Origin of the sequence: uncultured Campylobacter sp. (assembly GCF_937921625.1) — a bacterium.
In the GTDB taxonomy this organism is placed as follows: Bacteria; Campylobacterota; Campylobacteria; order Campylobacterales; family Campylobacteraceae; genus Campylobacter_B.
This window is the reverse complement of the sequence record NZ_CAKZTI010000054.1, coordinates 53,625-78,334: the sequence shown is the minus strand read 5'-3', so window position 1 is coordinate 78,334 and position 24,710 is coordinate 53,625. Positions and strand designations below refer to the sequence as shown.

General features: G+C 46.5%; 20 protein-coding genes and 1 pseudogene. 10 read left to right on the top strand and 11 right to left on the bottom strand.

The features are described from left to right. Positions 1 to 343 precede the first annotated feature (343 nt). The 5 genes from Q0101_RS08795 to Q0101_RS08775 all read left to right on the top strand — a co-directional run bounded on the left by Q0101_RS08795 (position 344) and on the right by Q0101_RS08775 (position 6,832). Positions 344 to 901, top strand: coding sequence for a hypothetical protein (locus tag Q0101_RS08795; RefSeq protein WP_297944503.1), 558 nt, complete (start codon positions 344 to 346; stop codon positions 899 to 901). Further along, a complete protein-coding gene (locus Q0101_RS08790; protein WP_297944501.1) occupies positions 837 to 2,246 on the top strand; it encodes an SbmA/BacA-like family transporter in 1,410 nt (469 codons plus the stop codon). The genes Q0101_RS08795 and Q0101_RS08790 overlap by 65 nt, the downstream gene beginning before the upstream one ends. Before the next feature lie 858 nt (positions 2,247 to 3,104). Continuing rightward, on the top strand, positions 3,105 to 3,593 hold the full coding sequence (locus tag Q0101_RS08785; RefSeq protein ID WP_297944498.1) for a chemotaxis protein: 489 nt from the start codon (positions 3,105 to 3,107) through the stop codon (positions 3,591 to 3,593). 255 nt (positions 3,594 to 3,848) lie between these two features. Then, positions 3,849 to 5,921 (top strand): TonB-dependent receptor, encoded by a 2,073-nt coding sequence (locus tag Q0101_RS08780; protein WP_297944496.1) that lies wholly within the window; start codon positions 3,849 to 3,851, stop codon positions 5,919 to 5,921. Positions 5,922 to 6,040: 119 nt separating this feature from the next. Continuing rightward, positions 6,041 to 6,832 (top strand): class I SAM-dependent methyltransferase, encoded by a 792-nt coding sequence (locus tag Q0101_RS08775; RefSeq protein WP_297944494.1) that lies wholly within the window; start codon positions 6,041 to 6,043, stop codon positions 6,830 to 6,832. 264 nt (positions 6,833 to 7,096) lie between these two features. On the opposite strand, the gene Q0101_RS08770 is transcribed toward Q0101_RS08775, so the two are convergent. The 6 genes and pseudogenes from Q0101_RS08770 to Q0101_RS08745 all read right to left on the bottom strand — a co-directional run bounded on the left by Q0101_RS08770 (position 7,097) and on the right by Q0101_RS08745 (position 11,908). Next, the gene (locus Q0101_RS08770; protein ID WP_297944491.1) at positions 7,097 to 8,500 is read right to left on the bottom strand and encodes an AAA family ATPase; all 1,404 of its coding nucleotides are present in this window, start codon (positions 8,498 to 8,500) and stop codon (positions 7,097 to 7,099) included. Beyond that, on the bottom strand, positions 8,497 to 10,134 hold the full coding sequence (locus Q0101_RS08765; protein ID WP_297944489.1) for a DUF262 domain-containing protein: 1,638 nt from the start codon (positions 10,132 to 10,134) through the stop codon (positions 8,497 to 8,499). Before Q0101_RS08765 ends, Q0101_RS08770 begins: the two co-directional genes overlap by 4 nt. A gap of 123 nt (positions 10,135 to 10,257) precedes the next feature. Beyond that, a pseudogene (locus Q0101_RS08760) lies at positions 10,258 to 10,754 on the bottom strand (threonine/serine exporter family protein). 17 nt (positions 10,755 to 10,771) lie between these two features. Continuing rightward, positions 10,772 to 10,990, bottom strand: a complete 219-nt coding sequence (locus tag Q0101_RS08755) for a threonine/serine exporter family protein (protein ID WP_297944486.1) — start codon at positions 10,988 to 10,990, stop codon at positions 10,772 to 10,774. Positions 10,991 to 11,127: 137 nt separating this feature from the next. Further along, positions 11,128 to 11,298, bottom strand: a complete 171-nt coding sequence (locus Q0101_RS08750; RefSeq protein ID WP_297944484.1) for a hypothetical protein — start codon at positions 11,296 to 11,298, stop codon at positions 11,128 to 11,130. A 55-nt stretch (positions 11,299 to 11,353) separates the two neighbouring features. Continuing rightward, a complete protein-coding gene (locus Q0101_RS08745) occupies positions 11,354 to 11,908 on the bottom strand; it encodes a manganese efflux pump MntP family protein (RefSeq protein ID WP_297944481.1) in 555 nt (184 codons plus the stop codon). 86 nt (positions 11,909 to 11,994) lie between these two features. On the opposite strand from Q0101_RS08745, the gene Q0101_RS08740 reads away from it, so the two are divergent. Both Q0101_RS08740 and Q0101_RS08735 read left to right on the top strand, forming a co-directional pair. Next, a complete protein-coding gene (locus tag Q0101_RS08740) occupies positions 11,995 to 12,624 on the top strand; it encodes a hypothetical protein (RefSeq protein ID WP_297944478.1) in 630 nt (209 codons plus the stop codon). Positions 12,625 to 12,669: 45 nt separating this feature from the next. Then, positions 12,670 to 14,508 (top strand): DMT family transporter, encoded by a 1,839-nt coding sequence (locus Q0101_RS08735; RefSeq protein ID WP_297944475.1) that lies wholly within the window; start codon positions 12,670 to 12,672, stop codon positions 14,506 to 14,508. Here the strand turns inward: Q0101_RS08735 and Q0101_RS08730 are convergent. Beyond that, the gene (locus Q0101_RS08730; protein ID WP_297904212.1) at positions 14,452 to 15,255 is read right to left on the bottom strand and encodes a metal ABC transporter permease; all 804 of its coding nucleotides are present in this window, start codon (positions 15,253 to 15,255) and stop codon (positions 14,452 to 14,454) included. The two genes, Q0101_RS08735 and Q0101_RS08730, sit on opposite strands and share 57 nt — an antisense overlap. After that, a complete protein-coding gene (locus Q0101_RS08725; protein ID WP_297944472.1) occupies positions 15,248 to 16,015 on the bottom strand; it encodes an ABC transporter ATP-binding protein in 768 nt (255 codons plus the stop codon). Before Q0101_RS08725 ends, Q0101_RS08730 begins: the two co-directional genes overlap by 8 nt. A 99-nt stretch (positions 16,016 to 16,114) precedes the next feature. Between Q0101_RS08725 and Q0101_RS08720 the strand changes: the two genes are divergently transcribed. From Q0101_RS08720 to Q0101_RS08710, 3 genes are read left to right on the top strand one after another with little or no spacing between them, the layout of a single operon-like run. Continuing rightward, positions 16,115 to 17,023 (top strand): bifunctional 2-polyprenyl-6-hydroxyphenol methylase/3-demethylubiquinol 3-O-methyltransferase UbiG, encoded by a 909-nt coding sequence (locus Q0101_RS08720; protein ID WP_297944470.1) that lies wholly within the window; start codon positions 16,115 to 16,117, stop codon positions 17,021 to 17,023. Next, entirely contained in the window at positions 16,986 to 17,858 is an 873-nt protein-coding gene (locus tag Q0101_RS08715; RefSeq protein ID WP_297944467.1) for a cytochrome c peroxidase, read from the top strand. The genes Q0101_RS08720 and Q0101_RS08715 overlap by 38 nt, the downstream gene beginning before the upstream one ends. Beyond that, on the top strand, positions 17,848 to 20,268 hold the full coding sequence (locus tag Q0101_RS08710) for an EAL domain-containing protein (RefSeq protein WP_297944464.1): 2,421 nt from the start codon (positions 17,848 to 17,850) through the stop codon (positions 20,266 to 20,268). The genes Q0101_RS08715 and Q0101_RS08710 overlap by 11 nt, the downstream gene beginning before the upstream one ends. Before the next feature lie 589 nt (positions 20,269 to 20,857). Here the strand turns inward: Q0101_RS08710 and Q0101_RS08705 are convergent. From Q0101_RS08705 to Q0101_RS08695, 3 genes are all read right to left on the bottom strand, one after another. Continuing rightward, complete coding sequence (locus tag Q0101_RS08705) at positions 20,858 to 22,366, bottom strand: succinate CoA transferase (protein ID WP_297944461.1); 1,509 nt, start codon at positions 22,364 to 22,366, stop codon at positions 20,858 to 20,860. 951 nt (positions 22,367 to 23,317) lie between these two features. After that, on the bottom strand, positions 23,318 to 23,836 hold the full coding sequence (locus Q0101_RS08700; protein WP_297944458.1) for a hypothetical protein: 519 nt from the start codon (positions 23,834 to 23,836) through the stop codon (positions 23,318 to 23,320). Positions 23,837 to 24,128: 292 nt separating this feature from the next. Next, positions 24,129 to 24,689 (bottom strand): sel1 repeat family protein, encoded by a 561-nt coding sequence (locus Q0101_RS08695; RefSeq protein WP_297944455.1) that lies wholly within the window; start codon positions 24,687 to 24,689, stop codon positions 24,129 to 24,131. Between the last annotated feature and the right edge of the window lie 21 nt (positions 24,690 to 24,710).

Genomic DNA, 24,710 nt, shown 5'->3' with positions numbered 1-24,710 from the left:
CCGAACTCGCACGCGGCCTTGGATAAATTCCGCGCTTTATAAGAGCGCGGATGAAGCGGGCACAGAGGCGCGAGGCTAAGCTTTGTCGCAAGTAGCACATAGCGAGGCGGGTAAAATTTAAACGAAGCCGCGGGATTAAAATTTAGCTCGCGATTTGGTTGATTAGCGATTGATTAGTGCGGGCGATCGCGGGCAGGGGCGATAAATTTAATTTCGCGAAATTCCAAGCGAATTAAACGCACAGACTTGCGAGCATAAAATTCGCTCGCGAGTCTGCGGGATCAAATTTAATCCCGCGATCTCGCTGTAACCGGCGCTAAATTTTAAAATTTAAAGAGAAAATTTGAAAACGCTAAAGCAATTTTTTGAAATTCTACGTCCGCACTGGTTCGGCGAGGGGGCGGCGAAGCTGTGGGCGCTGCTGCTGCTCGCGCTTGGTTTTAGTCTCGCTATCATCAAAATCAGCGTGCTGATGAACGCGTGGGATAAGCGCTTTTACGACGCGCTAAGCGAGCTTAAAGGCGAGCTGATCCCCGCGCTCGTGGGCGAGTTTTTGCTCTACACGGCGCTCATCGTGCTTTTCATCGTCTGCGGCAACTGGCTTCGTAAACTGCTTGTAATCGTCTGGCGCGAGCGGCTAAGCGCGATGATGGAGCGCAAATGGCTACATAACGCCAACTTCTACCGCACGAGCCTTGGGAGGAATTTTAGCGCCAGGGGCGGATCAAATTTAGAAAAACCTGGCGACGCAAATTTAGATGAAAATTTAAACGAGCGCGCAGAGTATTCCGCAGCCGAAGCGGATAGCGCGGCTTTGCATGGAGACGTAAAGGGGCTTGAAAATTTTACCGAGCACGGCGGAGCAAAATGCAGCAGGGCAAAGCGGCGCAAGCGAGAATAAAATTTCATCCAAAACTCGCGCAGATTGTGAAATTTCAAAAACGATCGCAAAGCTAGACAACCCCGATCAGCGTATCGCCGAGGACAGCCTGCTGCTCGTGCAAAAAAGCGTCGATCTCGTAAAATCGCTCGTCTATAATCTCGCCAAGCTCATCGCCTTCGTTGCGATCTTGTGGCAGGTCTCGAAGGTATTGAAATTTGAAATTTTCGGCATGCGCTTTGAGATCGAAGGCTTTTTGCTCTACGTAGCGCTCCTTTATACGCTAATTTGCTCGCTGATTACGCATCTCATCGGGCGCAGGCTTAGGGGGCTAAATTTTGCCAAGCAGCGCGCCGAAGCCGACTACCGCTCGGATCTGCTGCTCGTGCGCGAAAACGCAGAAGCAGTAGCCTTTATGCGCGGAGAGGATGCCGAGCGCGGCCGCTTTCGCGCGAGCTTCGGCGAGATCATGAGAAACTGGCGCAGTATCATGAATACGGAATTTCGCCTCGAATGCTTTTCAGCAAGCTACCTAAAAATCACGAATTTAATCCCGATCTTTGCCTGCTTGCCGCTGTATTTGTCGCGCGCGATGAGCTTTGGCGACATGATGCAGGCGCGCTCGGCGTTTTACAGCGTGCAGGACGGATTTGCGTGGTTTATGGACTACTATAAGCAGATCATGGAGTGGGCGGCGAGCGTGCAGAGGATCTATGAGTTCATTTCGCGCATGGACGGCGAGAGCGCAAATCTGCGTACTTGCGTCAAACAAAGCGACGAAAATTCCGCTCGTTGCGAGGGCTTGTCGGTCTTCACGCCTGCGGGCGAGCCGCTGATCGAGGATCTACGCTTCGAGCTTGCGCCCGCGCAGTTTATAATGCTACGAGGCAAGAGCGGCGCGGGCAAAAGCACGGCTCTGCGCTACGCGGCGGGTCTTTGGAGATACGGCCGCGGTGAGATCAGCCTGCCGCATACGGGCGTGATGTTTATCCCGCAAAAGCCCTATCTAGCGCCGCTTAGCCTAAAAGAGCTTATCGCTTATCCGCAGCCGCCGCGCGCAGACGACGCGGAATTTTTAGAAATTTTACGCCGCGTAGGGCTTAAAAAATTTGCCTGCATGCTAAACTCGCGCGCCAATTACGTTAAAATTTTAAGCGGCGGGGAGGCGCAGCGGCTTAGTTTCGCACGTATTCATTACCACAAGCCGAGCTTTGTTTTCGCAGACGAGATCACGTCCGCGCTCGATCTCGCCTCGGCGCGCGAGCTGCTACTGGGTCTGCGTACGGATCTGCCGAGCCTCGGCATGCTAGCGATCGTGCATCAAACGGGGCTTGAGGACATATTTGAGCGGACTATAGAGCTTTAAATTCGGCCGTTTAAATTTCACGCGGCATGGATTTCGCCTTTAAATTCATATCTTTTTAAATCCAGATTTATTAAAATTACTCATTTATATTAAGCGGCGATAAAATTTAGCCTAGACGCTAAGTTCTCGCATACATGGGCATCGGCACCCGTACGGCTAGGCGCTCGCACGCAGTCGGCAGCAGGCAAGCACTACGGCGTGACAAGTGGCTTGGAAATCGATAGCTGGCGTGCGATCACGTTCTGTGCGAAAATTTAAGTCAGTAAAATTTAAACGCGAAATGATCCGCCAAGAAGACGGCGCCTAAATAAAATTTTAGACCGAGCCTCGATCGGTAGCGTAACGGCGTGCTAAATGAACGGGCTACGGCAGCGGCGCGATGCGCGGGCGTAGCGATAAATCGGTAGCGCGTCGGATGGCGCGTAACACATCGGCGGCGCAGACGGCACGCCGTAGTCGAGAAGCGGAGCGGCAATACGTACCTACTCGGCGCCGTATGACATAACCTTCGCTCGGGCAAATCATCATCGTAACGGTGCTACGATCGAAGCGAGCAGCGCGGCCGTGACGGCGGATCGGCAGCACAAGGGCGCGGCGCGATTGCGGCGGCGACAGCATAAAATGCCGCAATATGGCAACCGCGATTGACAGGATGCGTATGTAGGGAAAGCGCAGTGCAAGTAGCGCAAACGCGCGATACGATGATGGCGACGGAGCGTATAAGTGAAGCAGCAGTGTGGGCGGCGCAATAACGCCGAGGCAATACGATAGCGGCGACCGACGAGACGTAGCGCCGCCGTAGCGTTCGCGGGCGCTACGCCTAAGCCGCCAAATTTTAAAACGAAGCAAGGAGATTTTATGCTTAAAGCGGGGATTGTTTATAAATTTGCGCTCATCGTGTTGCTAGGCTGCGCGCTTTGCATTTTAGGCTTTTCGGGCGCCTACTTTGCGCGCGGCGAATACGACGAAGCATGGATGAGCCTGCATAAGATCGCGGGATTTGGCCTGCTTTGCGTCGCGATCTTGCATATAATCACAAGGCGAAAGAAGCTCGTAAAGCTCTGGAGCGAGTTTTTGGACGTGGTTTTGAGCCGCAAAAATCCCGGCTTTTGTAATATGGATCGCATAATCGGCGCGATCGAGCGCTATAATATCAGAGAAATCGCTAATAAAATGGGCTTTGAGCCGGACGAGCTCGCTGAGATTTTGAAATCAAACGGCATCAAGCTTGTAAGCGCAGATCAAGGCCTGCGCGAGCTTGCGAAGTTTAACGACGAAAAAATTTTCTTCATCTTGGTGCTTTTGATCGAGGCAAAATTTGGTAAAGCAGGCGGGTGTAAGGTCTAAATTTTAAAATTCCGGCTAGATTCGCTTCGCAAATTTACCGTTTTAAAAACAAACGTCGCTAAAGAAGCTAAATTTAAAACCGACATTTTACCGCGCCACGTAAAATGCTCAAGATCAAAATTTCATCCAATTTCCGCCAAAATTTTTAAAAATCTATCTTTAATCTTTGAAATTTATTATTATTTAATCAAGAGAAATTATAATATAGCATTTGCAAATCATTCGCAAAATCCTAATTTTGAATAGGGGAGAGTAATGTTTAAGAAATTTTATCTTTCAAATGCCGCGATCGCGCTAAGTTTGTGCGCCACCTTACAACTAAACGGAGCCGAAAACAACGCTACGTCCGCAAATATCGGCGTGCCTAGCGCGCAAGCGGTAAATTCCGCAGCTCCTAAAAACGCTTCCGGCGCGAACGCCACGAAGCTGGGTACCATCGTAGTTACCGCAACGGGCTTTGAAGATATGCTTAAAAACGAGGTTCGCAACGTCTCGGTCACCACCGCGGAGGATATGGAAAACCGCGGTTACCGCGATCTGCGCGAAATTTTAGAAAAGGCGCCGGGGGTTAGCTTTCACGGCGATACTGTCGATCTGCGCGGGCAGGGACAGAAGGCAAATACCTCCGTCAAGGTCCTTCTTAACGGAGTCGCGCTCAATATGATCGACACGACGCCGACGAGCATTCCGATCGATTTAGTTCCGATCGAAGATATTGAGCGCGTGGAGATCATCCCCGGCGGCGGTAGCGTGCTTTACGGCAGCGGCACCAGCGGCGGCGTGATAAATATCATTACGAAAAAGGGCGCCAGATACCCGTACGCCAATATCTCGACCAAGATCGCGTCGTATAATTACAATGATCTAAATTTAGGGCTTGGCGGAGGCGTGAGCGATAATCTGTTTCTAAAAACCGCCGTTAAGGGCTTTAAGCAGCGCGGATACCGCAAGGGCGAGAAAAATACCGGCTACTACGGCTCGCTCGGGATACATTATAAAATTTCGGACGATCAAAGCATCTCTTTTGATCCGAGCTTTTATCAAGCTAGAACCTATTCCGTGCCTACTCTGGGTCTTGCCGAGCTTAAAGCGGATCGCCGCCAGCAGGGAGGCGAGAGGACCTTTACCAAAAGCACGCGATCAAATTTTGATCTAAGCTACGCGGTAAAATTCGGTGATCGGATAGAGATGAATCTGCATCCTTATTATCAAGATATCAGGAGCATACAGCAGGGATTTGTGATGAAAGACCGCAAAGAGGGGGCAAATTTAAAAGGCAAGCTCGACTACGACAGCGGCGAGTTCATAGCGGGATATGATTATCTCAAAAACAAGGGCTTTCGTAGGATCGATTTTAATACTGTAATAAATCCTATGGTTAGTCGTTCGCAGCTTACGATCTTTGATATGCAAAAACAGACGCACTCGGTTTATGCCTTAGAAAAGCACAATTTCACCGATCTGTTTTCGCTTAGTGCGGGCGGTCGGTTTGAGCGCGCCGAATACAAAGTAGATCGCGAGGTCTCTACGACGGTGCGTAGGATGGGGCGCATCTTTCACACACAAGAAAGCACACACGTAACGGATGATAAAAACAACTACGCTTTTGAGATCACGCCGAATTTTAATTATTCCAAGGATGGCAATCTATATTTTAAATTTGAGCGCGGCTATATCTCGCCGGCCCCTAATCAGCTTATCGACAAGCTCGGTCGTAACGGCCCTTATGTGCTTAATAACCTCAAATCCGAAACCTTTAAAACCTATGAGATCGGCATGAAGGATCTAATCTACGGGCAATACGTAAGCGCTACGATCTTTTGGACCGATACAAAAAACGAGATCGTAAACGAAACTCTGGGCAGCTCAATCACCGACGGTTGGCATTTTATAAATATCGACGAGACGCGCCGCAAGGGCGTGGAGCTGTATGCGGAGCAAAGTCTGCTTTCAAATTTAAAGCTCAGCGAGACCTTTTCATACGTGGACGCCAAGATCCAGTCCGGCGCGAATAAAGGCAAGCAGGTTCCGCTGGTGGAGCGCTCGAAGTTCGTTTTGGGGCTCGATTACGAGCCGATTAGAAATTTAACGCTGATGAGCGATTTTAAATATTTCTCATCATCGCACGACGGCAACCACGATAGAATCGACTCGCGCACGATCGTAGATCTGGGCGCTGCGTACCGCTTCGCAAGCGGATTTTTGATAAGCGCCGGAGTCAAAAACGTCTTTGACGAGGAGTATAATTACAACCAAAATTTACGCTCGGACATCTATACTCCCGCTCCAGGGCGCAACTATTACGCGGAGTTTAAATACACCTATTAGCGTGCGTTTAAATTTAAGCGAGGTTTGAGCTGCGAAATTTAAAATTTATGGGCGGAATTTAAAATTTCGCCGCAGCGCGCTTTGCCGCCGCGGGATTAAATTTAATAAAAGGAGCGAAGATGAAACCGGACTATAAAAACTGGGTGCCTAAGGGCATGATCGCGGGCTTTGCCGCGGGTGCGGGCGTAGCGCTAGTTTTATTTTTGATTTTCGGCGTTTGCGGCGCTTTTGTTGGCGGCGTGCTGAGGTGGTTTCTTGCTGGGCTTTTCGGCGCCGCGGCGCTGGTTTTGATCGGCTTTACGATCTACTGCGTCGTGTGGTACCGCGCGTTTGATTACGGCGGCAAGCGCCAACTTTCTCGCGCGATCGTAGAGGGCACGGCGAAATACGTGGATCTGCCCGAGGGCGGGCGGGGGCTAGACGTAGGCTGCGGCAGCGGCGCGCTAACGATCGCCGTCGCTAAGCGCAACCCGCAGGCATCGGTGCTAGGCGTCGATCGCTGGGGCTTTGAGTACGCGTCTTTTAACAAGCAGCTGTGCGAATCCAACGCGCGCGCCGAAGGGGTGCAAAACACTAGCTTTGAGCAAGCCGACGCCACGCAGCTGCCCTTTGAGGACGGCAGCTTCGATGCGGTTACAAGCAACTACGTATATCACAACATCATGCGCAAGGACCGCCAGGAGCTGCTTTTAGAGACGCTCCGCGTGCTTAAAAAGGGCGGCAGCTTCGCAATCCATGATCTTTTTTCGCGCGGAAACTACGGCGACATGGACGCTTTCATCGCACGACTTAAAGAGCAGGGCTATGAGCAGCTCGAGCTAATAGACACGACGCAGGGGCTTTTTATGGGCTCGCGCGAAGCCAAATGGCTGATGCTAGGCAGCTCAAAGCTTCTGGCGGGTAGAAAATAGAGAGCATTCGTAAATTTGATAAGTTAATGTTGCAGACATCTTTTTTAGCTCAGCTATTAGTATGTCGTCCAAGACGGCTGGGCTTTTTAAATTTAGCCCAAATCTTGCTCGCGACAAAATGCCCGTCTTTACAAAAAGCTTGGGTTTTGAATCAAAAACATCTATCTAAGTGTTTGCTTGTGAAATTTTATATAGGTTTGCGCGATGACTATGCTGCCTGCGTCGGTATCCTCGTAGTAGATTCGTATTTTCATGTTACAAATACTAATTAACTATACCTTTCTTTAAACCATTAATATTTAATTCCAATTTTTCTAGCAAAACCAGCGCATCTTCTATTTCCTTTTCATACCAATTATGGCTATCGTCCAACTGGGGCGCATGGGAAAGCGGATTCATGATAACTTTTTTATATATGTCCAAATTTAACAGTACATTTTTTATTTCATCAGAAATATCCAAACGATATTCTTTAATTTTACTCTTTATCTCTTCAATAGAATTTAATTCGTCAATCTCGGTTATTAAATCATTGGCAAGTTTAATCTTTTTATCAACTTTCTTCATATATATTGATTGCTGACCACATATCGAATGAATAATATTTTTACTATCTTCAACACCACCAATCATCACAATTTTTGATAATTCATATACCATTCTTTCAAATTTTTGTCTAATCAAATTCCCTATAATCTTAAATTGTGGTTCTGATCCTTTAGCTTGTTCAGAATAATACTTTCTTATTTTCTCAACTGATTTATATTGTGAGTTATTATATATTCTAGCACTATTTCCAATCTCATACAGGTTTGCAAATTGCCACTTTACTGAATATTCATGGCTTTCCCGTTTTATATCGATAATAGCTATAATTAGATTATAAAAATATATATTGTGCGTAAAAATTATTATTTGAAAATCTATAAAATAATCTAAAATATACTTTATAATAAATGCTCTATTTGTATTATCAAGACTAGTCACAAAATCATCTAAGATTAATACATTTTTGCTTTCTTTAGATTTAAAAATTTCAATAATTGCAAATAAAATAGAGAATATAATTAGATTAACCTTTCCTTCGTTAAAATATCTCCTTATTTCTTTAGTATATTCAATACCTCGTTTTGAATTTGCCACTTTAATATAATAGTCATCCTTTTGATCTATTTCTAATTTTATATCTTCTCTACAATACTCCAAAAAATCATTTGATTTTTCTTGAATATCATCAATCTTTAAAATTACCTTATCAAGTTTACAATCACAAAGATAAGTTTTTTTGATTATATCTTCTAATTTAAAACTTTTATCAACCATTATCAAATTTATATCCGCCATATAGCTACTACAATTTCTACTATTAAAATCTTTAAAAGGGACGTTATTTATCTTAATCTCAAAATTCTCTTTAGCCTCTTTTTTGTTGTAGCTCATATAAAAATCATTTACTGCCTGTTCGCGATCCTCATTGGTTTTGATATCAGACGGTACAAATTCATTCACTAACCGTTCCCAAAAAAAACATAATTTTAATGCTTCATATATAGAACTCTTGCCTGCCCCATTGTTTCCATAAAGCAAAAAATTATCTCCATTTTCTAAGTTTATTTCCGCTAAATCTTCATGAGCTAAGAAATTATTGATTTTTATTGTTTTAATCATATCTCACCTTTAAAAAATTTAATAAGCCTCTCTTTTAATTCAATGTCTCTTTTTTTTAGTTTTTCATACGATATATTATCCATGTCATCAGCTATTGACCTCACTTCTTCTATATTTGATTTTTTTAAATAATCCTTCTTTTTATCTATAGTGATATTTTTCTTGCTTATATCTAAAACAATTATATTACCAAGCATATCTACAACATCAGATATTTGTTCATCACTCCAATCTACAAGATACTTTTTATCCTTATAATTAATAATTTTATCAAAACTAGTTTGCTTCAAAGCCTTATCCTCTATTAAATAAAACGCCAAAAGCGCATATCCGTTTTTAAGAAGTCCCAAATAATCAAAACGCTCAATGGGTATATTTTTCTCAATGAAATCATCAATGTCTCTATCAATACTAATATCTCTTATTATGTTAAATATTTTAAATTTAATGACACTAGTAGAGCCATTAAAATATACCAATCTTATAAGTTTTTTTAAAAATTTAACTGTTTCGATAGTATTTTGTGTATTAATATTTTTAACATACAAATATACTACCAATGCTATTTTAGGAAACTGATTTGTATAAATTTCCAATAGCTGTAACCATTTAGCCAATTCGGTTTCTCCGTTTTTCTCTTTATTTATAAATTCTACAACCTCTATGATATCGAATAGCTCTTGTAAAACTTCATCATAATTCTTCGTTTTAAATGGCGAATATTTTTCCTCAATAAAAAAATCCCTAATATTTATTTCGGAAGTCGTTTTGTTTTCCCTGCCTCTTATTATATGAGAATAATATCTAAACAAGTCATCTATTTTTGTACCACTAATCTCACAACGACTTCTTAGGTCTTTCCATTGATCAATGAAGGCTTTTGCTTCATTGATCTTTCTCGCTTTTTCATATAATTTCCCCTTAAATATGTCTGCATCATTCAAACTTTTACCGCGATTATTAAGAGTTTCGAATATCTTTAGCGCTTTGTTATTGGCTTCTTCAAAATTTTTTCCATTTAATTCTATAGGAAGCAGATATACACTCTCAAACAGAAATCTAATAAAGGCATCTAAATCCCCTCCGTTATTTATATAATATTCAATCCAGTGATAAAAAAATAAAGCATTTCTCTCAAATATATTCATGATTTTATGAACCAAAAATCCCCCTTTTGAATCCAAAAACTCTTTAATTTTGTTATTAAAATCATTTCTATCGTAGTGCAATACTAATGCAAGATTTCTTTCATCATTTACTTCAAAAACTTCGGATCTTATTCTAATATCTTCACGATCACTGTATATATCCTTTCTTATATAGCAGTCATGTAATTTCTGTAACTTTGGTTGGTATATGTACAAGACCTTAAAAAACAGAAGCAATGTAGTAAGCCTTTGTTGCCCATCTACAACTTCTAATCTATCCTTATTTTCGTCGCTTTTTGCAATAACTAGATTTCCAATAAAATACTCTTGATTTTCATGGTGGGCATCCATGATATCATTATACATTTGATAACATTCGTCATACTCCCAAGAGTATCCCCTCTGATAGGAAGGTATTACATACTGCTGCTGAATGTCAAAAATACTTCTTAAGTTTTTTTGCTCTGCTGATAATGATAAACTCATATTTTTACCTTTTATTTCCTAGACATGTTGTTATATGCTATTTCGTATTATAGATTATTTTATATAAATAACTTCTTTATACAAAATATCTTAGGAATAAAAATACAAGGCTTTATTGCTTTTCTATAATTTCGCCCCTCTAGTTATCATCAAGACTGATCGTAAAATGAAATCAGCACCACTGAAACGCCCACGCCTAGAGCTAGCGAGACCGTCGTGGTTGTGATCGCGTTATCGAAAAATATGATTAAGTATTCGTTTTTCTTAGCGATATCAGGCTCGTTTAGAAACAAAAAACAGCGTCAAAATGCCCTTATACGCGTAAACTCCGAGCACTATCGGCAAAAGCACCAAAAACGCTATGATCTCGGCCGGTACTTTTAGGCGCTTGGCAAAGAGCATACCTAAAATCCCGCTTAAAAATGATACTATGAGAGTAGCGATGCTGATGTTAAAAATCCCATCTGCATGATCCAAAAGCGGCTAGTGTGCGCAAATGCCGCAATAAGCGCGCAAAATGCGAGAGTCCTTTTTGGCGGCGAGCTAGCGTAGGCAAAGCCAAGCCCAGCCACCGCGGCAAAAGCGCCGTCTATGAGAGTCGCGGTCAAAATCTCAAACATGTAAAATCTCCGCGCTGCTAAGCGAGAGCGTGATATAGGCGCCCCGCGATGCAAAGTATCAGGATGCCCGTGCTCACGGCTCTGCTGATGCCCACAAGTGTATTGTCGTTTAGGATATCAAAGACCAAGTTTATGAGAAAAACGCCCGGCATCAAAAAGAGTATCGACGAGCCGATCGCCACGTCGCTAGTATGCGTAAAGCTGTAAAATACGCCAAAATGTGTGATAAAAACCATAAACCAAAGTTAAAGCATTTGAGACTTTAAATTGATATCTATCTTAGCTAGCGCGCCCGTGTATCCGCCGCCGATATAGACGTGCAAACTCGCCTCGCTCGCTTTCGCGTCGCTGTTTTGCAGGACGTAGCCTTTTTTCAGGCTCTCCCACTCCTTTTTTCGCAGGCTTTTTGCGCCTCGCCAGCACTTGCAAACTCCTTTTGCGTCTGCCTAGTTTTGCCGTTTTTGACGCTCTCGCTGATTAAAATTTTGTCCTGCACGCGCAAATTTAAGCAGTCGCCGCTAGTTAGGTTTATCAAATTTTTCATTTTCGCTCCTGCGTATTAGTTTTAAAAATTATCGCAAAGCGGCGCTTAAAAGCCGCTAAATATCGATAATACCGAGGTGCGAGAGTAAAATTTTAACTCCGATTAGTATCAAAATCACGCCGCCTAAAACGAGCGCCTTTGAGTGTAGATATTCGCCCGTTAGCTTGCCTACGTAGCACGCCACGACGCACAGCGCGAAGCAGACGAACCCGATTACGCAACAGGCGTAGAGGATGTTTATCTCACCGAACGCAAAGGTCACGCCCACGGCCATCGCATCGATGCTGGTGGCGATCGCGCCCAGCACCAGCTCCTTCGTGCTTAGGCGTGGATCTGGCTCGTCCTGCTCGCGGCGGGATTCCGCGATCATCTTAATGCCCAAAAACGATAAAATCCCAAACGCGACGAAGTGATCGATCTGCGCGATAAATTTGACGAAGTTTATCCCCAAAGCGTAGCCTGCAAGCGGCATTATAAACTGAGCCGCCGCATAGAAAAATGCGATGCGCGCGATCTGCGCAAATTTAAAATTCGGATATTTCGCGCCGTTTGAGATACTAAGCGCTACGCTGTCCATCGCAAGCGCGAAAGCGATGAGTAAAAGCTCCATATTTAGCCCTTTTGGTATTATAAAAGCGTTGATTATACATTAAAATTTTCGAAATAAAATAATCAATCTTTAATTGGGGAAAAACTTTGCTTAAAAAATTAATCCTTTGTTTATTGCCGCTATTTGCGACTGCTAGCTGGGAAGAGGTTGCCGTAAAGGGACTGGACGTGATGCTTAGTGCGGGCGCGGGCGATAGCGAAAATTTTAAAAACTCACTAAGCACTTTGATAGAGCGTGCCGCAAATGAATACGAACGCACTGGCGTGCAGGATTACGAGCTTGATCTGCCTAGCTACATTACCGAGCGCGCGGGCAAAAAAAGTATCGCCGTGCAGAATATGCAAAGGCTGGCGAGCAAGAAGCTAAGTCTTGCCGTAGAGCCGATCAAAAAGCTCCTACTCGCTAAAATAAAAGATATGTCCGAAGCCGATACTAAGGCAGTAATGAGCGGCGAGGTGCTATTTAGCCACTATCTGCGCACCAACGCCTTTGATGAAATTTACGAAATCATTCGCCCTTTGGCACGCGAACTAGGAGCCGACGCGAGCTTTGCTAAAAGCTTTAAAAGTGCCGTTGGACGCGAGCCCGGAGACGATTTTAGTAGCGAATTTAGCAGCGCGCTCATCAACGAAAGCTTCGATTTTTTAAGTAAAAACGAAAGGGAGTTTCGCAAAAACTCGGGCGCGATTTTAAACGCGATAAAGACGGTCAGATAGGCGCGCGACCACGATAAGATCTCAGCGAAATTCTACTTTAAATTTATGAAAAATTCTATCTCGGAGCCCGCGGAAAATTTTAATTCAAAATCCGCTTTAAATTTTATCTCAAATCAGGTATGTGAGTGCGCGGAAAACACAGCGTCCGGCGGTGCGGTAAATTTCGCTCCCGCTTCCTGCTTCAAAAGAAATTTTAAATTTCAATACGCGGTCGCCGAGTTAAATTTTATGAGCGTGCGAGATTTAAAATTTTATCCCACTTCGGCCGGTTTCGCCGCACGCAATCGTGCCTCGGTCGGTTTTGCCGTGCACAGTCTCGTAGCGCCCTATTCCGCTCCGCGCGTCAAAAATCTCGAAAGAAAATCCGCTTTAAATTTCGCGGCTTTTGCGTTAAATTTAAAGCCCGCGCAGATTCCTAGCTACGCCGAAAACAGGGCTTTAAATTCCGCGAAATTCTCCAAAACAGATCCTTGCGAAAATTCCACAAAGAATTTCAAGCGAAATTTTATATTAAATTTTGCGGAAAATTTTACTCGCAACAGCGCAAACAGTGCAAGTTCGCTAAGCCGTGCAAGCATCGTAAACGAGCCAAATTTAAGCCTCGCAAAAAGTCTCGCTGCCGCCCATACGCGACGCTCAAAGAAAAATTTTACCGAGGTCATTGCAATCTGCCCAAGCTCTGCTCATACGCCGCAGAGCTTTGGATTGAAAAATTTTAAGGCGCGGAATTTTGCGAAGAAATCTAATTCGGCAGAGAATTCTAGCTCCGCTCGAAGCTTAAATTTCGCGCAGAATTTCGATTTCGCGCAAAGCTCTGATTCTACGCAGAGCCCTGCTACCGCGCAAAATTCTGCCTCTACGCAAAACTGCACGCAAAGCTCGAACTCTACGCAGAGTTTCGGGCAAAATTCTAATTCTGCGCAAAGCCGCGCGCAAAATCCCGCTCCGCCTAGCAGGCTATGGGATCTGGGACTGCTTTTCGTAGCGATCGTTTGGGGCTGTACCTTCGTGCCTGTTCAGCGGGCGCTGCATAGCGGCGACGTTTTTAGCTTTTTGTTTTGGCGCTTTTTGGCGGCGAGTATTTTTACCTACCTCGCCTGCCTGCGCTTCGGCGTCAAATTCGACCGCGGCACGATAGGGCGGGGCGTGTTTTGCGGGCTGATGCTATTTTGCGATTTTTCCTGCCAGACCATAGCGCTTGATTATGCGCTCTCCTCGACGGTGGCGTTTATTTTGGGGCTAAATGTCGTCATCGTGCCCTTTTTGATGCTTGCGTTCTTCGGCAAAAAGGTCGGTGCGAGCGCCTTTGGCGGCGCGGTCGTAGCGCTTTTGGGGCTGTATTTTTTAAGCGGAGCAAGCGCGGTGGGTTTCGGCATAGGCGAGCGGCTGACGCTAGTTTCGGCGTTTGCATACGCGCTTCACATCGTATTTACCGGCGTCTGCGCGCGCAAAAGCAATCTCTACGGCTTCGTGATCGTGCAGTTCATCTGCGTCTGCGTCTGCGCGCTACTCGTGGCGGTTTTCACTCCGCACGCGGAATTTGAAGGCGAGATAAAGGTGCTTGGAAATTTGATCTTTTCGCCGAGCTTTGATTTCGTTTTCGCACTGGTTTTGACCTCGATCTTTGCTACCGTTGCGGCGTTTGTGATCCAAACAATGGCGCAAAATCGCGGCGTAAGCGAGATAAAAACGGTGCTGATTTTCGCGCTGGAGCCCGTAAGCGCGGGCATTATGGGGTATGCTTTCGGCGAGAAGCTAAGCGCGCTTCAAATTTTAGGCGCGGCGCTGATACTCGCAGGCATCCTGCTTAGCGAGCTAGGCGGGCTTTTAGGCGCGAAGTTTGCTAAAGATCGAGCTTGCGAAAAAGCAGACCGAGGCGACTAGGATTATCGAAGCGCCGCTGGTTAGATTGAGCTTAAAGCTCAAAATAAGTCCCGCCGCGCAGAAAAGCGCCGATAGCGCACAGCTTATCGCCATCATCGAGCCTAAGTTTTTTGAAATTTTTTCGGCGATGAAGGGCGGGATCGTCATCAGCGAGATCACCAAGATTAGCCCCACGATCTGAATCGACGCGACCACCGCGAGGCTAGCCATCACTACGAGGACGTAGTAAAAGACGCTCGTATTAACTCCGCGCAGCAGGGCAAATTCCTTATCGAAGCTGATCGCTAAAAACTGTCTGTAAAAGCACGCCGTAAGCGCCGCAAATGCCGCGCCGCAAATGCCGATGAAGATCAAATTTTCGTGATTTATCGCTAAGATCGAGCCGAATAAAAAGCTCATCAGATCGGATTTGTACCCTGGCGTGAGATCGGCAAAGATTATCCCAAGCGCCATTCCAAACGCCCATATCGCGCCGATTACGGCGTCAAAGCGTTCGGTGTTTCGCAGCGTGACGTAAGCGATTAGCAGCCCCAAAAACAGCGCAAATACGCTAGCTCCTAGCACGGGCGAGATGCCTAAAAATAGCGCGATGCCGATGCCGCCGTATGCGCCGTGCGCGATGCCGCCTGCTATGAAGCTCATGCGATTTATCACGACTAAAGAGCCCACGACGCCGCAGACTATGCTGACTAAAAGCCCGCCAAGTAGGGCGTTTCGCATGAAATCGTAAGATAAAATTTCAGCCATTTTCGCCCTCCTTGCAGCAGCATTCGTTAAGCGCGAGATCGACGGCGCAGAAGTGGCCGTGCTCGCGTTGCAGGTGTTCTAAAAATTCCGCTCTGCCCCCCGGATCGATCTCATGAGTATGCGCCGAGCCGTTTGCGACGTAAAGAGCGCGGTTTGCGTAGTTTAGCGCAAGCTGCACGTCGTGGCTGATTAGAATTATGCCACAGCCGCTCTCATTTAGGGATTTTAAAAGCTCGTAAATTTGAACCTGCCCCATCGTATCGATGCTCGCTAGCGGTTCGTCAAGAAGTAAAATTTTAGTCTTCGCGCACAGCGCCCGCGCTATGTAAACGCGCTGTCTCTGCCCGCCGCTAAGCTCGCTGATACGGCAGCAGGCTAAGCTCTGCATGCCTACGCGCTCCAAAGCTTGCATGGCTTGCTCGCGCTCGGATTTGGAGTAGAAGCCGAAAATTTTCTTATCTATCAGCCCTATTAAAACGACTTCGAGCACGCTTATGGGAAAGCTTTTGTTTATCGCGATGAACTGCGGCACGTAGCCCATTTGCGCTCTGGCAAGCGCGGGCGATCTACCTAAAATTTCGATCGTGCCCGAGCTTGGTCGCAGCAGCCCCAAAAGCAGCTTTAAAAGGGTACTTTTGCCGCCGCCGTTGGGCCCGAAAATTGCTAAAAAATCGCGTAGCTCGTAGTTTAAGTTTATATCTTTTAAAATTTCGCGTTTTTCGTAAGCAAAGTTTAAATTTCTTATCGTCACGTCCGCCATGAACGCCCTTTCGCCTAGATTTTGAAAGCATTTATTATAGCCCAAATTCGGAAAAATTGCCAAATTTTGCTATTATTACGAAAAATTTAAAGGCTAGCGGTGGAGAAAATCGGCGAAAAAGCACATGAAAATAGCTGGGATAAAAAGTCCGAAAGTTACGCTAAATTTAGCGGCGAGTTAGGGGATTTCGGTAAGCGGGTGTTTGAGATACTGCGCGGCTGGGGCGTGAGCTTTGCGGGCAAAAGCGTGCTCGACGTGGGCACCGGCACGGGGGTTTACTCGCTATATCTCGCGTCGCTGGGCGCTAAGGTTACGGCGATCGATAGCTCGGAGGGGATGTTGCGCGAGCTAAGGCGCAGCGCGGAGGAGTTTGGCATCAGCTTGCAAAACGTATTAAATTTAAGCTTTGCGGAGTTTTTCGAGCGGCTGAGCCGCGATAGCTTTGCAGACGCGGCGGGCGAAAATTTTAAAATTTATCCGCGCTCGCAAAGCGAAATTTCAAACGCGCAAGCTCAAGAAGCGCGGGCTTTAAATTTTAAAGACGCCGCGAGCAAAACCCGAGGGAGCGAAAATTTTAAAATTCCCGCAGCTTTTGACATCGCGTTTCTTACGATGAGCCCCGCGCTAAAAAGCACGGAGGATTTTGAGGCGTTTTTGGCTTTGGGCGAGCGCAAAATTTATCTAAACTGGGCGAGCGAGCGTAATTCATCGATGCTGGCGCCGCTTTTTGAGCGCTTCGGCACGGGGCATAAAAGGCTTGCTACCGCCGCCGAAAAGTTTGAGGCGCTGCTCGGGGCGCGCGACATCAAATTTAAAAGCGAAATTTTAACCGAAAAGCGCGAGCAAAAACGCAGCCTGCAAGAAGCTGTGCAAAACGCCGCGTGGCACCTGCATATGGACGGCGCGGAGGCTAGTGAGCGCGAGATCGAGGAGCTTTTGAAAAAGCGGGCTAAAGGCGGGATGATAAGCGATGAGATCGAAGCGAGCTTTAAGCTGTTTTATATTTAGCCTGGCGCCGGTTTTGGGGCTTTGCGGCAATCTTTTCTCGCCGCTTGAGATGCCTAAATATGACCCACAAAAGGCGCGGCTGGGCGCAAAAATTTTTACCGATGTAAGATTTAGTAGCAAAGGCCGCTCCTGCGAGAGCTGCCATAACTTCTATCTAAACGACTCAGGCGCTTCAGTACGCGATGGACGCGTGCCTACGCTAATAAATTCTTATTACTTTGATCGCTACTTAGGCGATTATAATTTCGCGGGCTTTGAAGCGCGGATCGCAGCGTCGGTCTTTGGCACGAACGAGCTTGATGCGAGCGAAGATAAAATTTTAGAGCTTATTAGGAAGAATTTAGCCTACAAGCAGGCTTTTGAAAGTGCTTACGGCGAGGCGAATACGGCGAACTTCATTGATGCGCTGGCGGAATTTTTAAAGTCCAAAACGGCGATAAATTCCAAATTTGACCGATTTTTGCGCGGCGAGGTTAAGCTAAATGATGCCGAATATAACGGATATGTGCTTTTTGTGCGGCTGTGCTCGGCATGTCACAACGGCGTTAGCCTAGGCACCGGCAGTTTTACTAAAATTCGCCCAAGCGCGGAAGAGGAGGATGCGCCTAGGCATAGGTTCACTTCCGACGGATTTGAGTTGCGCCGCGTGCCTAGCTTGCGTAATATCACGCAAACCGCACCTTACGTAAACGGGCAGACGGATTTGCGTCTTGCGGTGCGACAGATCGCAAAGGATCTGCTAAAATACGATCTTAACGATGGGGAGCTTGATGCTTTGATGAGCTTTTTGGCTACACTTAAGGGCGAGATGACGGAGGCGCAGGATGAAAGATAAGATAATGTGGGCTTTGATGGTGGGGATTATGATATTAGGCATAATCATCGCCGGGAATTATTTCTCGTCGCTAAGAGATGTAGCGAGATTTAGCACGATTTCGCGCGAGCTAGCTTTGATCGATAACGCCGATAACCGCTTAAATATATTATTTGATGCAAAGATCGCAAGAAGGGACTTTTCGATCGCAAATGCCGATATGCGCGGCATCTATCAGGTGCTGCAAGCTTTACAAAAAGACAAAATCATCGATAAAATCGGACTTAGCAGCGATGTGCGCGCGATCGGAAACGCTTTTAGCGATAAGATTTCACTTTTGGACGAGCTTGGGGCTTTAAATTCGCAGAATTTAATCCTTTTTCAAAGTCTGCAGCAAAAATTTTTATCCAGTGGCGCAAATGCGCAAAGAGCAAATCTCTACTCTCAAATTTTAGGGCTTAATTATAAAAATCGCTCCGAGATCTCCGCTTTAAAAAGTGCGCTAGAAAGCGCAGATGCGTCAAGCCCCGACGAAGCTGCGTTTATAGGAATCGCACGGCAAATTTTAAGGAATTTCGAGCGGCAAAATATCATTGTAAGCGATAATCTCTCGTTGCTCAACGAGCGCTTCGCAAGCCTGCGCGAGCGATTTTCTTACGCTAGCGAGGAATTTTACGGCTCGTTTATGCAAATGACGATGCTTTACACGGCGGTGTTTTTGTCGTTTTTACTGCTTACTTACATCATAAATTCCGATGCTTTGCGTAGTAAACGCGCCCTCGCGCCCTATCGCGCGCTATGCGAGGAGGCAGGCGAAGCGATAGTTTTAGCAGATCAAAACTTTAAAATTTTATACGCTAATAAAAGCGCGCTTAGCTTAAGCGGCTACGAACAAAGCGAGCTACAAGGGAGCGATCTTGGAGTTTTGATGCCCAAAGATAAAGGGATCGAACTTCCTACGATGGTAAATAAAAGCGCCAAAGATACGCGCCTGCTCCGTAAAAACGGCGAGCTAGCCGATGTAAGCCTAAGACTAGCAAATATCGTGGCTGCATCCAAGCCGCCGCTATATGCGCTTTACACTCATGACATCGGTGAGCGCGAGATTATGAAACTAGCTCTTGCGAGCGCAAAGGAGAGCTTAAACAATCAAGTCTATATCGATCATCTTACGGGTCAGGGCAACGAAGCAGCGCTATATGAGCTAATAAACGCCGAAAAAACGGGCGTAGCGATCTACATAACTATCGTAAATTTTGCAAATTTACGGCTTTTTTACAAGGCGGAGACGACGAATGAAATTCTGCGCTCCTTTGCGCGTACGCTTGCGATGTGTATCGAATCGCACGAGATCAAAGCTAGTATCTTTCGCATCCAATCGGATGAGTTTTGCCTATTTTACGAGGGACTAAATGTCGCGCGCGACGCGGAGATCATAAATAAATACTTCACCGACAAGGTTTTTAATCTCCATACCACCGAGGGCTTTGCCTCCGCGCCTTTAAATATCACGATGGGCGTGAGCGAGCGTGCCGACGTAGCGGGTGGCGCAAATAGGGTCTTTCAGGCGGTTATGGCGATGTATGAGGCGCAGAGCAAAAACGAGCACGTGGGCTTTTATTCGCGCCCAAATGCGATTGAGGAAAAATATCTGCAAAATCAGATTATGATCAACACCATTCAAAATGCGATCAAGAAAAATCAAGTCTTTGTGCTTGTTCAGCCCATATTTGATATCACCCACCGCGATCCTAGTGGTAACACCTACGGCACCGAGGGCGGTGATTATGTCCCGTTAGTATATGAAATTCTAATCCGCCTAATCGACCGCTCGGGCAAGACGCGCTGCCCGGGTGAGTTTATCGACATCGCAAAGCAAACCTCTCTCTACATCCCGCTAACTCAGGTCGTAATAAACGAAGCCTTTCGCTTGCTAGACCGCTTCGCGGGAACTTGCTTTAGCATAAATCTTTCATATTTTGACATCGCAAACGAAGGCATCAAAGAGCTTTTAGAGCGCAAGCTCGCATCCAGCCCAAATGCTTCAAATCTATTCATCGAAATTTTAGAAAGCGAGGAATTTGACGATTACGAGAGTCTTAGAAGCTTCATCGCCGTAGCCAAAAACTACGGCTGCAAGGTCGCGATAGACGATTTTGGCAGCGGATACTCCAACTACTATAGAATTTTAACGCTCGACGTGGATTACATAAAGATCGACGGAGCACTCATCAAAAACATCGCAAACGATAAAAACTCGCGCGCTATCGTCGAAACCATCGCTAACTTCGCGCGCAAGCAGGGCTACGAGCTCATCGCCGAATACGTAGAAAACCACGAAATTTCAATCATCTTAGAAGAGATGGGGATTAAATATATGCAAGGCTACTTCTACAGCAAGCCGATGGAGCCTTCGAGGATAAAATTCTAATCTCATCTCGCCGCGACTTTATAGCCCGCCTCTTTAAATTTATAGCCCAAAGATCGCCTTCGTAAGGTGAGAAATTCTGATTTAGCAAGTCGCCGCTTTAATTCATAGGAATTTATCTTGGCAAATACTACGCGGTTTTATCGCGAACTTATGGCGCGCCTTATAGCTAAATTGCCAAAAAAGCTTACGCGTGGCAAATGAAGTGAGAGCTAAATTTAAAATTTAATAGCGGATTTATGGATGAAATTTTGCGAAGTTCAAAATTTTAAAATTCTAAGCCGTAGAATTTTAAAATTTAAAATGCGCGAACTGCAAATTTAGGGCTAAATTTTAAAATTCCGTAGCGATAAAATTTTAAATTCCGCACCTTAAATCCGCCTGCAAATTTTAAAATTTTATGGCGCAAATTTCGATCCATTCGTTTTATAACATTTCGCGCGAGCTTTGCAAAATAAAATTTTAGCACGCCTTGCTCTAAGTAGCGATAGAGCTTTCAAATGCAGACAGAATTTTTAAGTGCAAACTTCCCACTTCAGCAAGAATGGGTTTAATCTTTAGGCTTTAGTGCATTAGCTCAAGTAAATTCGCTCTAAGCCTTCATGCTCCCCGTATCCTTAAATCTTTGATGCCACGACAGCGCCTCGCTTAGGATGTGTGGAGTATGCCCCGCACAGGGCTGCGCACATGCCCGCTCGAAATAATCTCTCAGCGCGTCTTGGTAAGTGGGATGCGCGATGCTTATCATCGCGCGAGCACGCTCACGAGGGCATTTACCGCGCAGATCGGCGATGCCGTATTCGGTGATGATGACTTGAGTGTCGTGCTCGGTATGATCGACGTGGCTCACGAAGGGCACGATAGCGCTAATCGCGCCGCCCTTAGCGAGCGACGGGCTCAAAAATAGCGACAAATATCCGTTGCGAGCGAAGTCGCCACTACCGCCGATGCCATTTTTCATCTGCGAACCCATGACGTTGGTGGAGTTTACGTTGCCGTAGATATCTGCCTCGAGCATGCCATTCATCGACACGACGCCGAGCTTTCTGATGAGCGCTGGCGAGTTGGAGACGTCTTGTGAGCGCAGTATGATGTGCTTGCGGTAGAAATCGATGTTTTTTTGAAATTCCTCGACACCTGCAGGGCTAAGCGATAGCGCTGTGGCACTTGCAGTGCCTACGACGCCTCTTTTGATAAGATCTAGCATGCCGTCTTGGATCACCTCGGAGTAGCACTGCAGCCCTTGGTAGCCAGCATTTTGTAGTGAGCTAAGCACGGCGTTAGCGACGTTGCCGATGCCCGATTGTAGCGGCAGCAGCTTCTTTGCGGGAAGTCTGCCGCAAGCCTCCTCGTTTTTTAGGAATTTTACGACGTTGCGCCCAATCGCGCTTGAAATTTCATCCACGGCGGTAAAATTATTGACGCGATCATGCGTCCTAGCCTCTATGACAGCGATTACTTTGGCGGGATCTACATGCATGTATGGGCTGCCTACGCGATCACCTACATGCTTGATCGGCAGTTCCTCAGCATGCGGCGGCAGGCGCAGATCCGTAACGTCGTGAATGCCATCAAGCTCAAGCGGCTGATAGTAATTCACTTCTAAAATCACGCGATCGGCGATATCGAGCCAGGCTTGGTTGTTGCCTAGCGATGTGGACGGCACGAGCTCGCCGCTTTCTTTAATCGCTACCACTTCGATCACAGCAAAGTTTAGATGCGGAAAAAAGCCCGCCTTAAGCTGCGCGGCAAGGCTTGATAGATGCACGTCTGCGTATCGCACGGCGCCGCTATTTATCGCACGGCGCATATCGGCATCCGTAAAAAACGGCGCGCGAAAGCTCACGGCACCTGCTTTTGCCAAAACTCCGTCTAAAAGCGGATCGGTCGATGCGCCTGTAAAAATTTCGATTTGATAGGGCTCGCCTTTTTTGTGCAGTGCTGTCGCTCGTTGTGCCAGGGCTTGTGGTAGCGCTAGCGCGCAGCCAGCCCCAACAAAGCCGCTAAAGCCCACCGATGCGCCATTTGGGATCAGCTCGCAGGCTTCCTCGGCGCTCATAATTTTTGATTTTAGATATTTGTTTTGCACGCGTGAGTTCATTTTCTGTCCTAGCCGTGATTTGGGCGAAATTATAATATTTTTGCGCTAAATTTCAAAATCCTAAAATTTCGTGCGCGAGCTAGGCTATAGAGCAAAATATGGGGGGGCGGTCGGTTGGGATATACGCCGCAAACGCTTTTGATCAAGCTTTTTTGCTTCGGCGGTTTGCAATACCCGCTTGCGCGAGCGCTCGGTAAATAGGGTTTTAGCGTGATTGAAGCTTGGTTAATGATCTAGCTACGATATCATTAAACGCTTATCTCGCACCAAATCTTGCGGAATTTAGGCGCAAAATTTCATCGCATAATTTGTGAGCTGCGATATTTAAATTTAAGCTTCCTTTTGCAATTTAATCACTCACCGCACTTAAATTTAAATCCCGGCCTCGCAATTTTAAAATAGGCGTTTTAAAAATTTATCGCTCGTGGCGTTCAAATTCCGCGTCTAGCGAGCCTTGAACTCATATTTGAAATTACATCGCTTGCGGTGCACGCATTTGCCCGCCGCACCTATATTTTAATCCACATTAATTGAAATTCCCTCTGCCTAAAATTCTTGCCACTACACGCAAGACGGCAATTTAAAATTTCGACCGCGCTTTTTTTGGGAACGGCTCGATATAGATACACAAAATTTTGATATTTTACGCTTGCAAAATTCTAAAAATTATATCATCGTCACGACTAAATTTCAGATTTTGTTTAAATTCTAGTTCTTAAAATTTTAGCCTGGCCGTCACGCACGATTTACAATTCAAAGAGCCTTGCCGCACAAATTATAATCTTTGCTGAGCCCAAAAATTGACGCCACTCAATACATGAATTTAAACGCGTTTTAGAATTCAAAATTTAGCCCGCCTTGTCACTATTTTCGGTCGAGTTTTACTAAAATTTCGGCAAATTTTATACTCGTGGAATTTTAAACTCTATCGCCGTGAAATGGGGTGGAATTTTATCTTTGTGGCTTGCCGTCGCCGAATTTTGCGACTATCTCATCGCTGCAGCTCTCCTTAGGCGCCCAGCCTTCGCGCTTCATCCGCGCCAGATTGTCGCACGCCTCCTGCGAGCCGCCCTCGCAAAGCTCGTCGTATATCACGAGGTTGCGGCACTGCCCGCTCGCGAAGCTCTCCAGCGCCGCGGCATTGCCTAGGCAGGCTCGCTCGCGCAGATCGCTCATCGCCCGCCCGCCCGCGCCGTCCGTTTTGCCTCCCTGCTTCCGCTCGGCGAGGGTGGCGAGCTCGCACGCGTCTGCGAAAAAGCCCTGTGCTTTGAAGCGGTTTCGCACGACGCCGCGACCGCCCAGCTCGTATCTCATCGCCGCTTCGTAGCATGCGGCGGCGTCCTTTTTGCTGCATTTTGCTAAAAGCGCACTGGTTTTTGCGCCGCTAAATTTAAACTCTTTGGCTTCACCGTCCGCGTTTACCAAACTAAGCGCCAGCGCCGCCGCCAGCGCAAGCTTTAAAGCTTTCATCTTTGCTCCTTTTTCGTTTATCCGCTCGCACGCTTTGATTTACCGCTTCATCGTGCGCCGCACCCACGAAAATCGCTTTAAATTTTAAAACCGAACCTCGCTCATTCGAAGCAGGACGGGGCTGCTACGCGGTGGTCGGCGCCTTTAAATGCGGATCGCACGCTCATCTAGGTGCGAGTTGTAAAATTTAAGCTTTCGTGCGGCGAAATTTACAAGGCGTCCGGCAATCTACGCGGTCTAGCCCTAAAAAGCAATTCTGTGCCGCTCAAAGAAGCGCTTTGCCTCTTCTGTACTAATTTTTCGGCAGTAGATCGAGCACCGCGCAGGCGCGCTTGTTGTGCATTTTACACGCTTTATCTAGCGCCTGCCCCGAGAGCTCAAAGCTTTGAGGAGTGCCTATTCCTTGGAGATATTTGACCGACAGCTCGTAGCAAGCTTCGCTACTGCCGGCATCGCACTGCTCGCGAAAAAGCTCAAACGACGCCACGACGTCCTTCTCCACGCCCAAGCCTCGCCCTAGCGCATCTGCGTAGAAAAAGCACGACAGCTGATCTTTGCGCTCGCAGCCGCTTTTCAGACCGCGCGCGACGCGCTCGCAGGAGCCTTCGTCGCTTTTTACGATGCAGCTTTGCAGATCCGCCCGCGAAATTCCGTCAGTTTGGATGACCGCATCGGCGCTGCTTTGCGAGCCGACGCTTGCTTTGCCGCTCTTTATAAAGCGCGCGCTTGCGGTCTCGCCGATACTCGTTGTTTTGTCCGTTTTGCCCGCCGCAGAAGCTTTTTCCGCCTGCGCGCTCTCGCCGCAGTTTGCCGCAAGTGCGCAAAATAGCGCCAAAAATAGAAGTTTTTTCATACCCGCCTCCGTTAAATTTAG

Coding starts and splice junctions, on each gene's coding strand:
- Q0101_RS08785 (WP_297944498.1), top strand. CDS start 3,105: ATGCTTAAAGCGGGGATTGTTTATAAATTTGCGCTCATCGTGTTGCTA.
- Q0101_RS08780 (WP_297944496.1), top strand. CDS start 3,849: ATGTTTAAGAAATTTTATCTTTCAAATGCCGCGATCGCGCTAAGTTTG.
- Q0101_RS08775 (WP_297944494.1), top strand. CDS start 6,041: ATGAAACCGGACTATAAAAACTGGGTGCCTAAGGGCATGATCGCGGGC.
- Q0101_RS08770 (WP_297944491.1), bottom strand. CDS start 8,500: ATGATTAAAACAATAAAAATCAATAATTTCTTAGCTCATGAAGATTTA.
- Q0101_RS08765 (WP_297944489.1), bottom strand. CDS start 10,134: ATGAGTTTATCATTATCAGCAGAGCAAAAAAACTTAAGAAGTATTTTT.
- Q0101_RS08755 (WP_297944486.1), bottom strand. CDS start 10,990: ATGGTTTTTATCACACATTTTGGCGTATTTTACAGCTTTACGCATACT.
- Q0101_RS08750 (WP_297944484.1), bottom strand. CDS start 11,298: ATGAAAAATTTGATAAACCTAACTAGCGGCGACTGCTTAAATTTGCGC.
- Q0101_RS08745 (WP_297944481.1), bottom strand. CDS start 11,908: ATGGAGCTTTTACTCATCGCTTTCGCGCTTGCGATGGACAGCGTAGCG.
- Q0101_RS08735 (WP_297944475.1), top strand. CDS start 12,670: ATGAAAAATTCTATCTCGGAGCCCGCGGAAAATTTTAATTCAAAATCC.
- Q0101_RS08730 (WP_297904212.1), bottom strand. CDS start 15,255: ATGGCTGAAATTTTATCTTACGATTTCATGCGAAACGCCCTACTTGGC.
- Q0101_RS08725 (WP_297944472.1), bottom strand. CDS start 16,015: ATGGCGGACGTGACGATAAGAAATTTAAACTTTGCTTACGAAAAACGC.
- Q0101_RS08715 (WP_297944467.1), top strand. CDS start 16,986: ATGAGATCGAAGCGAGCTTTAAGCTGTTTTATATTTAGCCTGGCGCCG.
- Q0101_RS08710 (WP_297944464.1), top strand. CDS start 17,848: ATGAAAGATAAGATAATGTGGGCTTTGATGGTGGGGATTATGATATTA.
- Q0101_RS08705 (WP_297944461.1), bottom strand. CDS start 22,366: ATGAACTCACGCGTGCAAAACAAATATCTAAAATCAAAAATTATGAGC.
- Q0101_RS08700 (WP_297944458.1), bottom strand. CDS start 23,836: ATGAAAGCTTTAAAGCTTGCGCTGGCGGCGGCGCTGGCGCTTAGTTTG.
- Q0101_RS08695 (WP_297944455.1), bottom strand. CDS start 24,689: ATGAAAAAACTTCTATTTTTGGCGCTATTTTGCGCACTTGCGGCAAAC.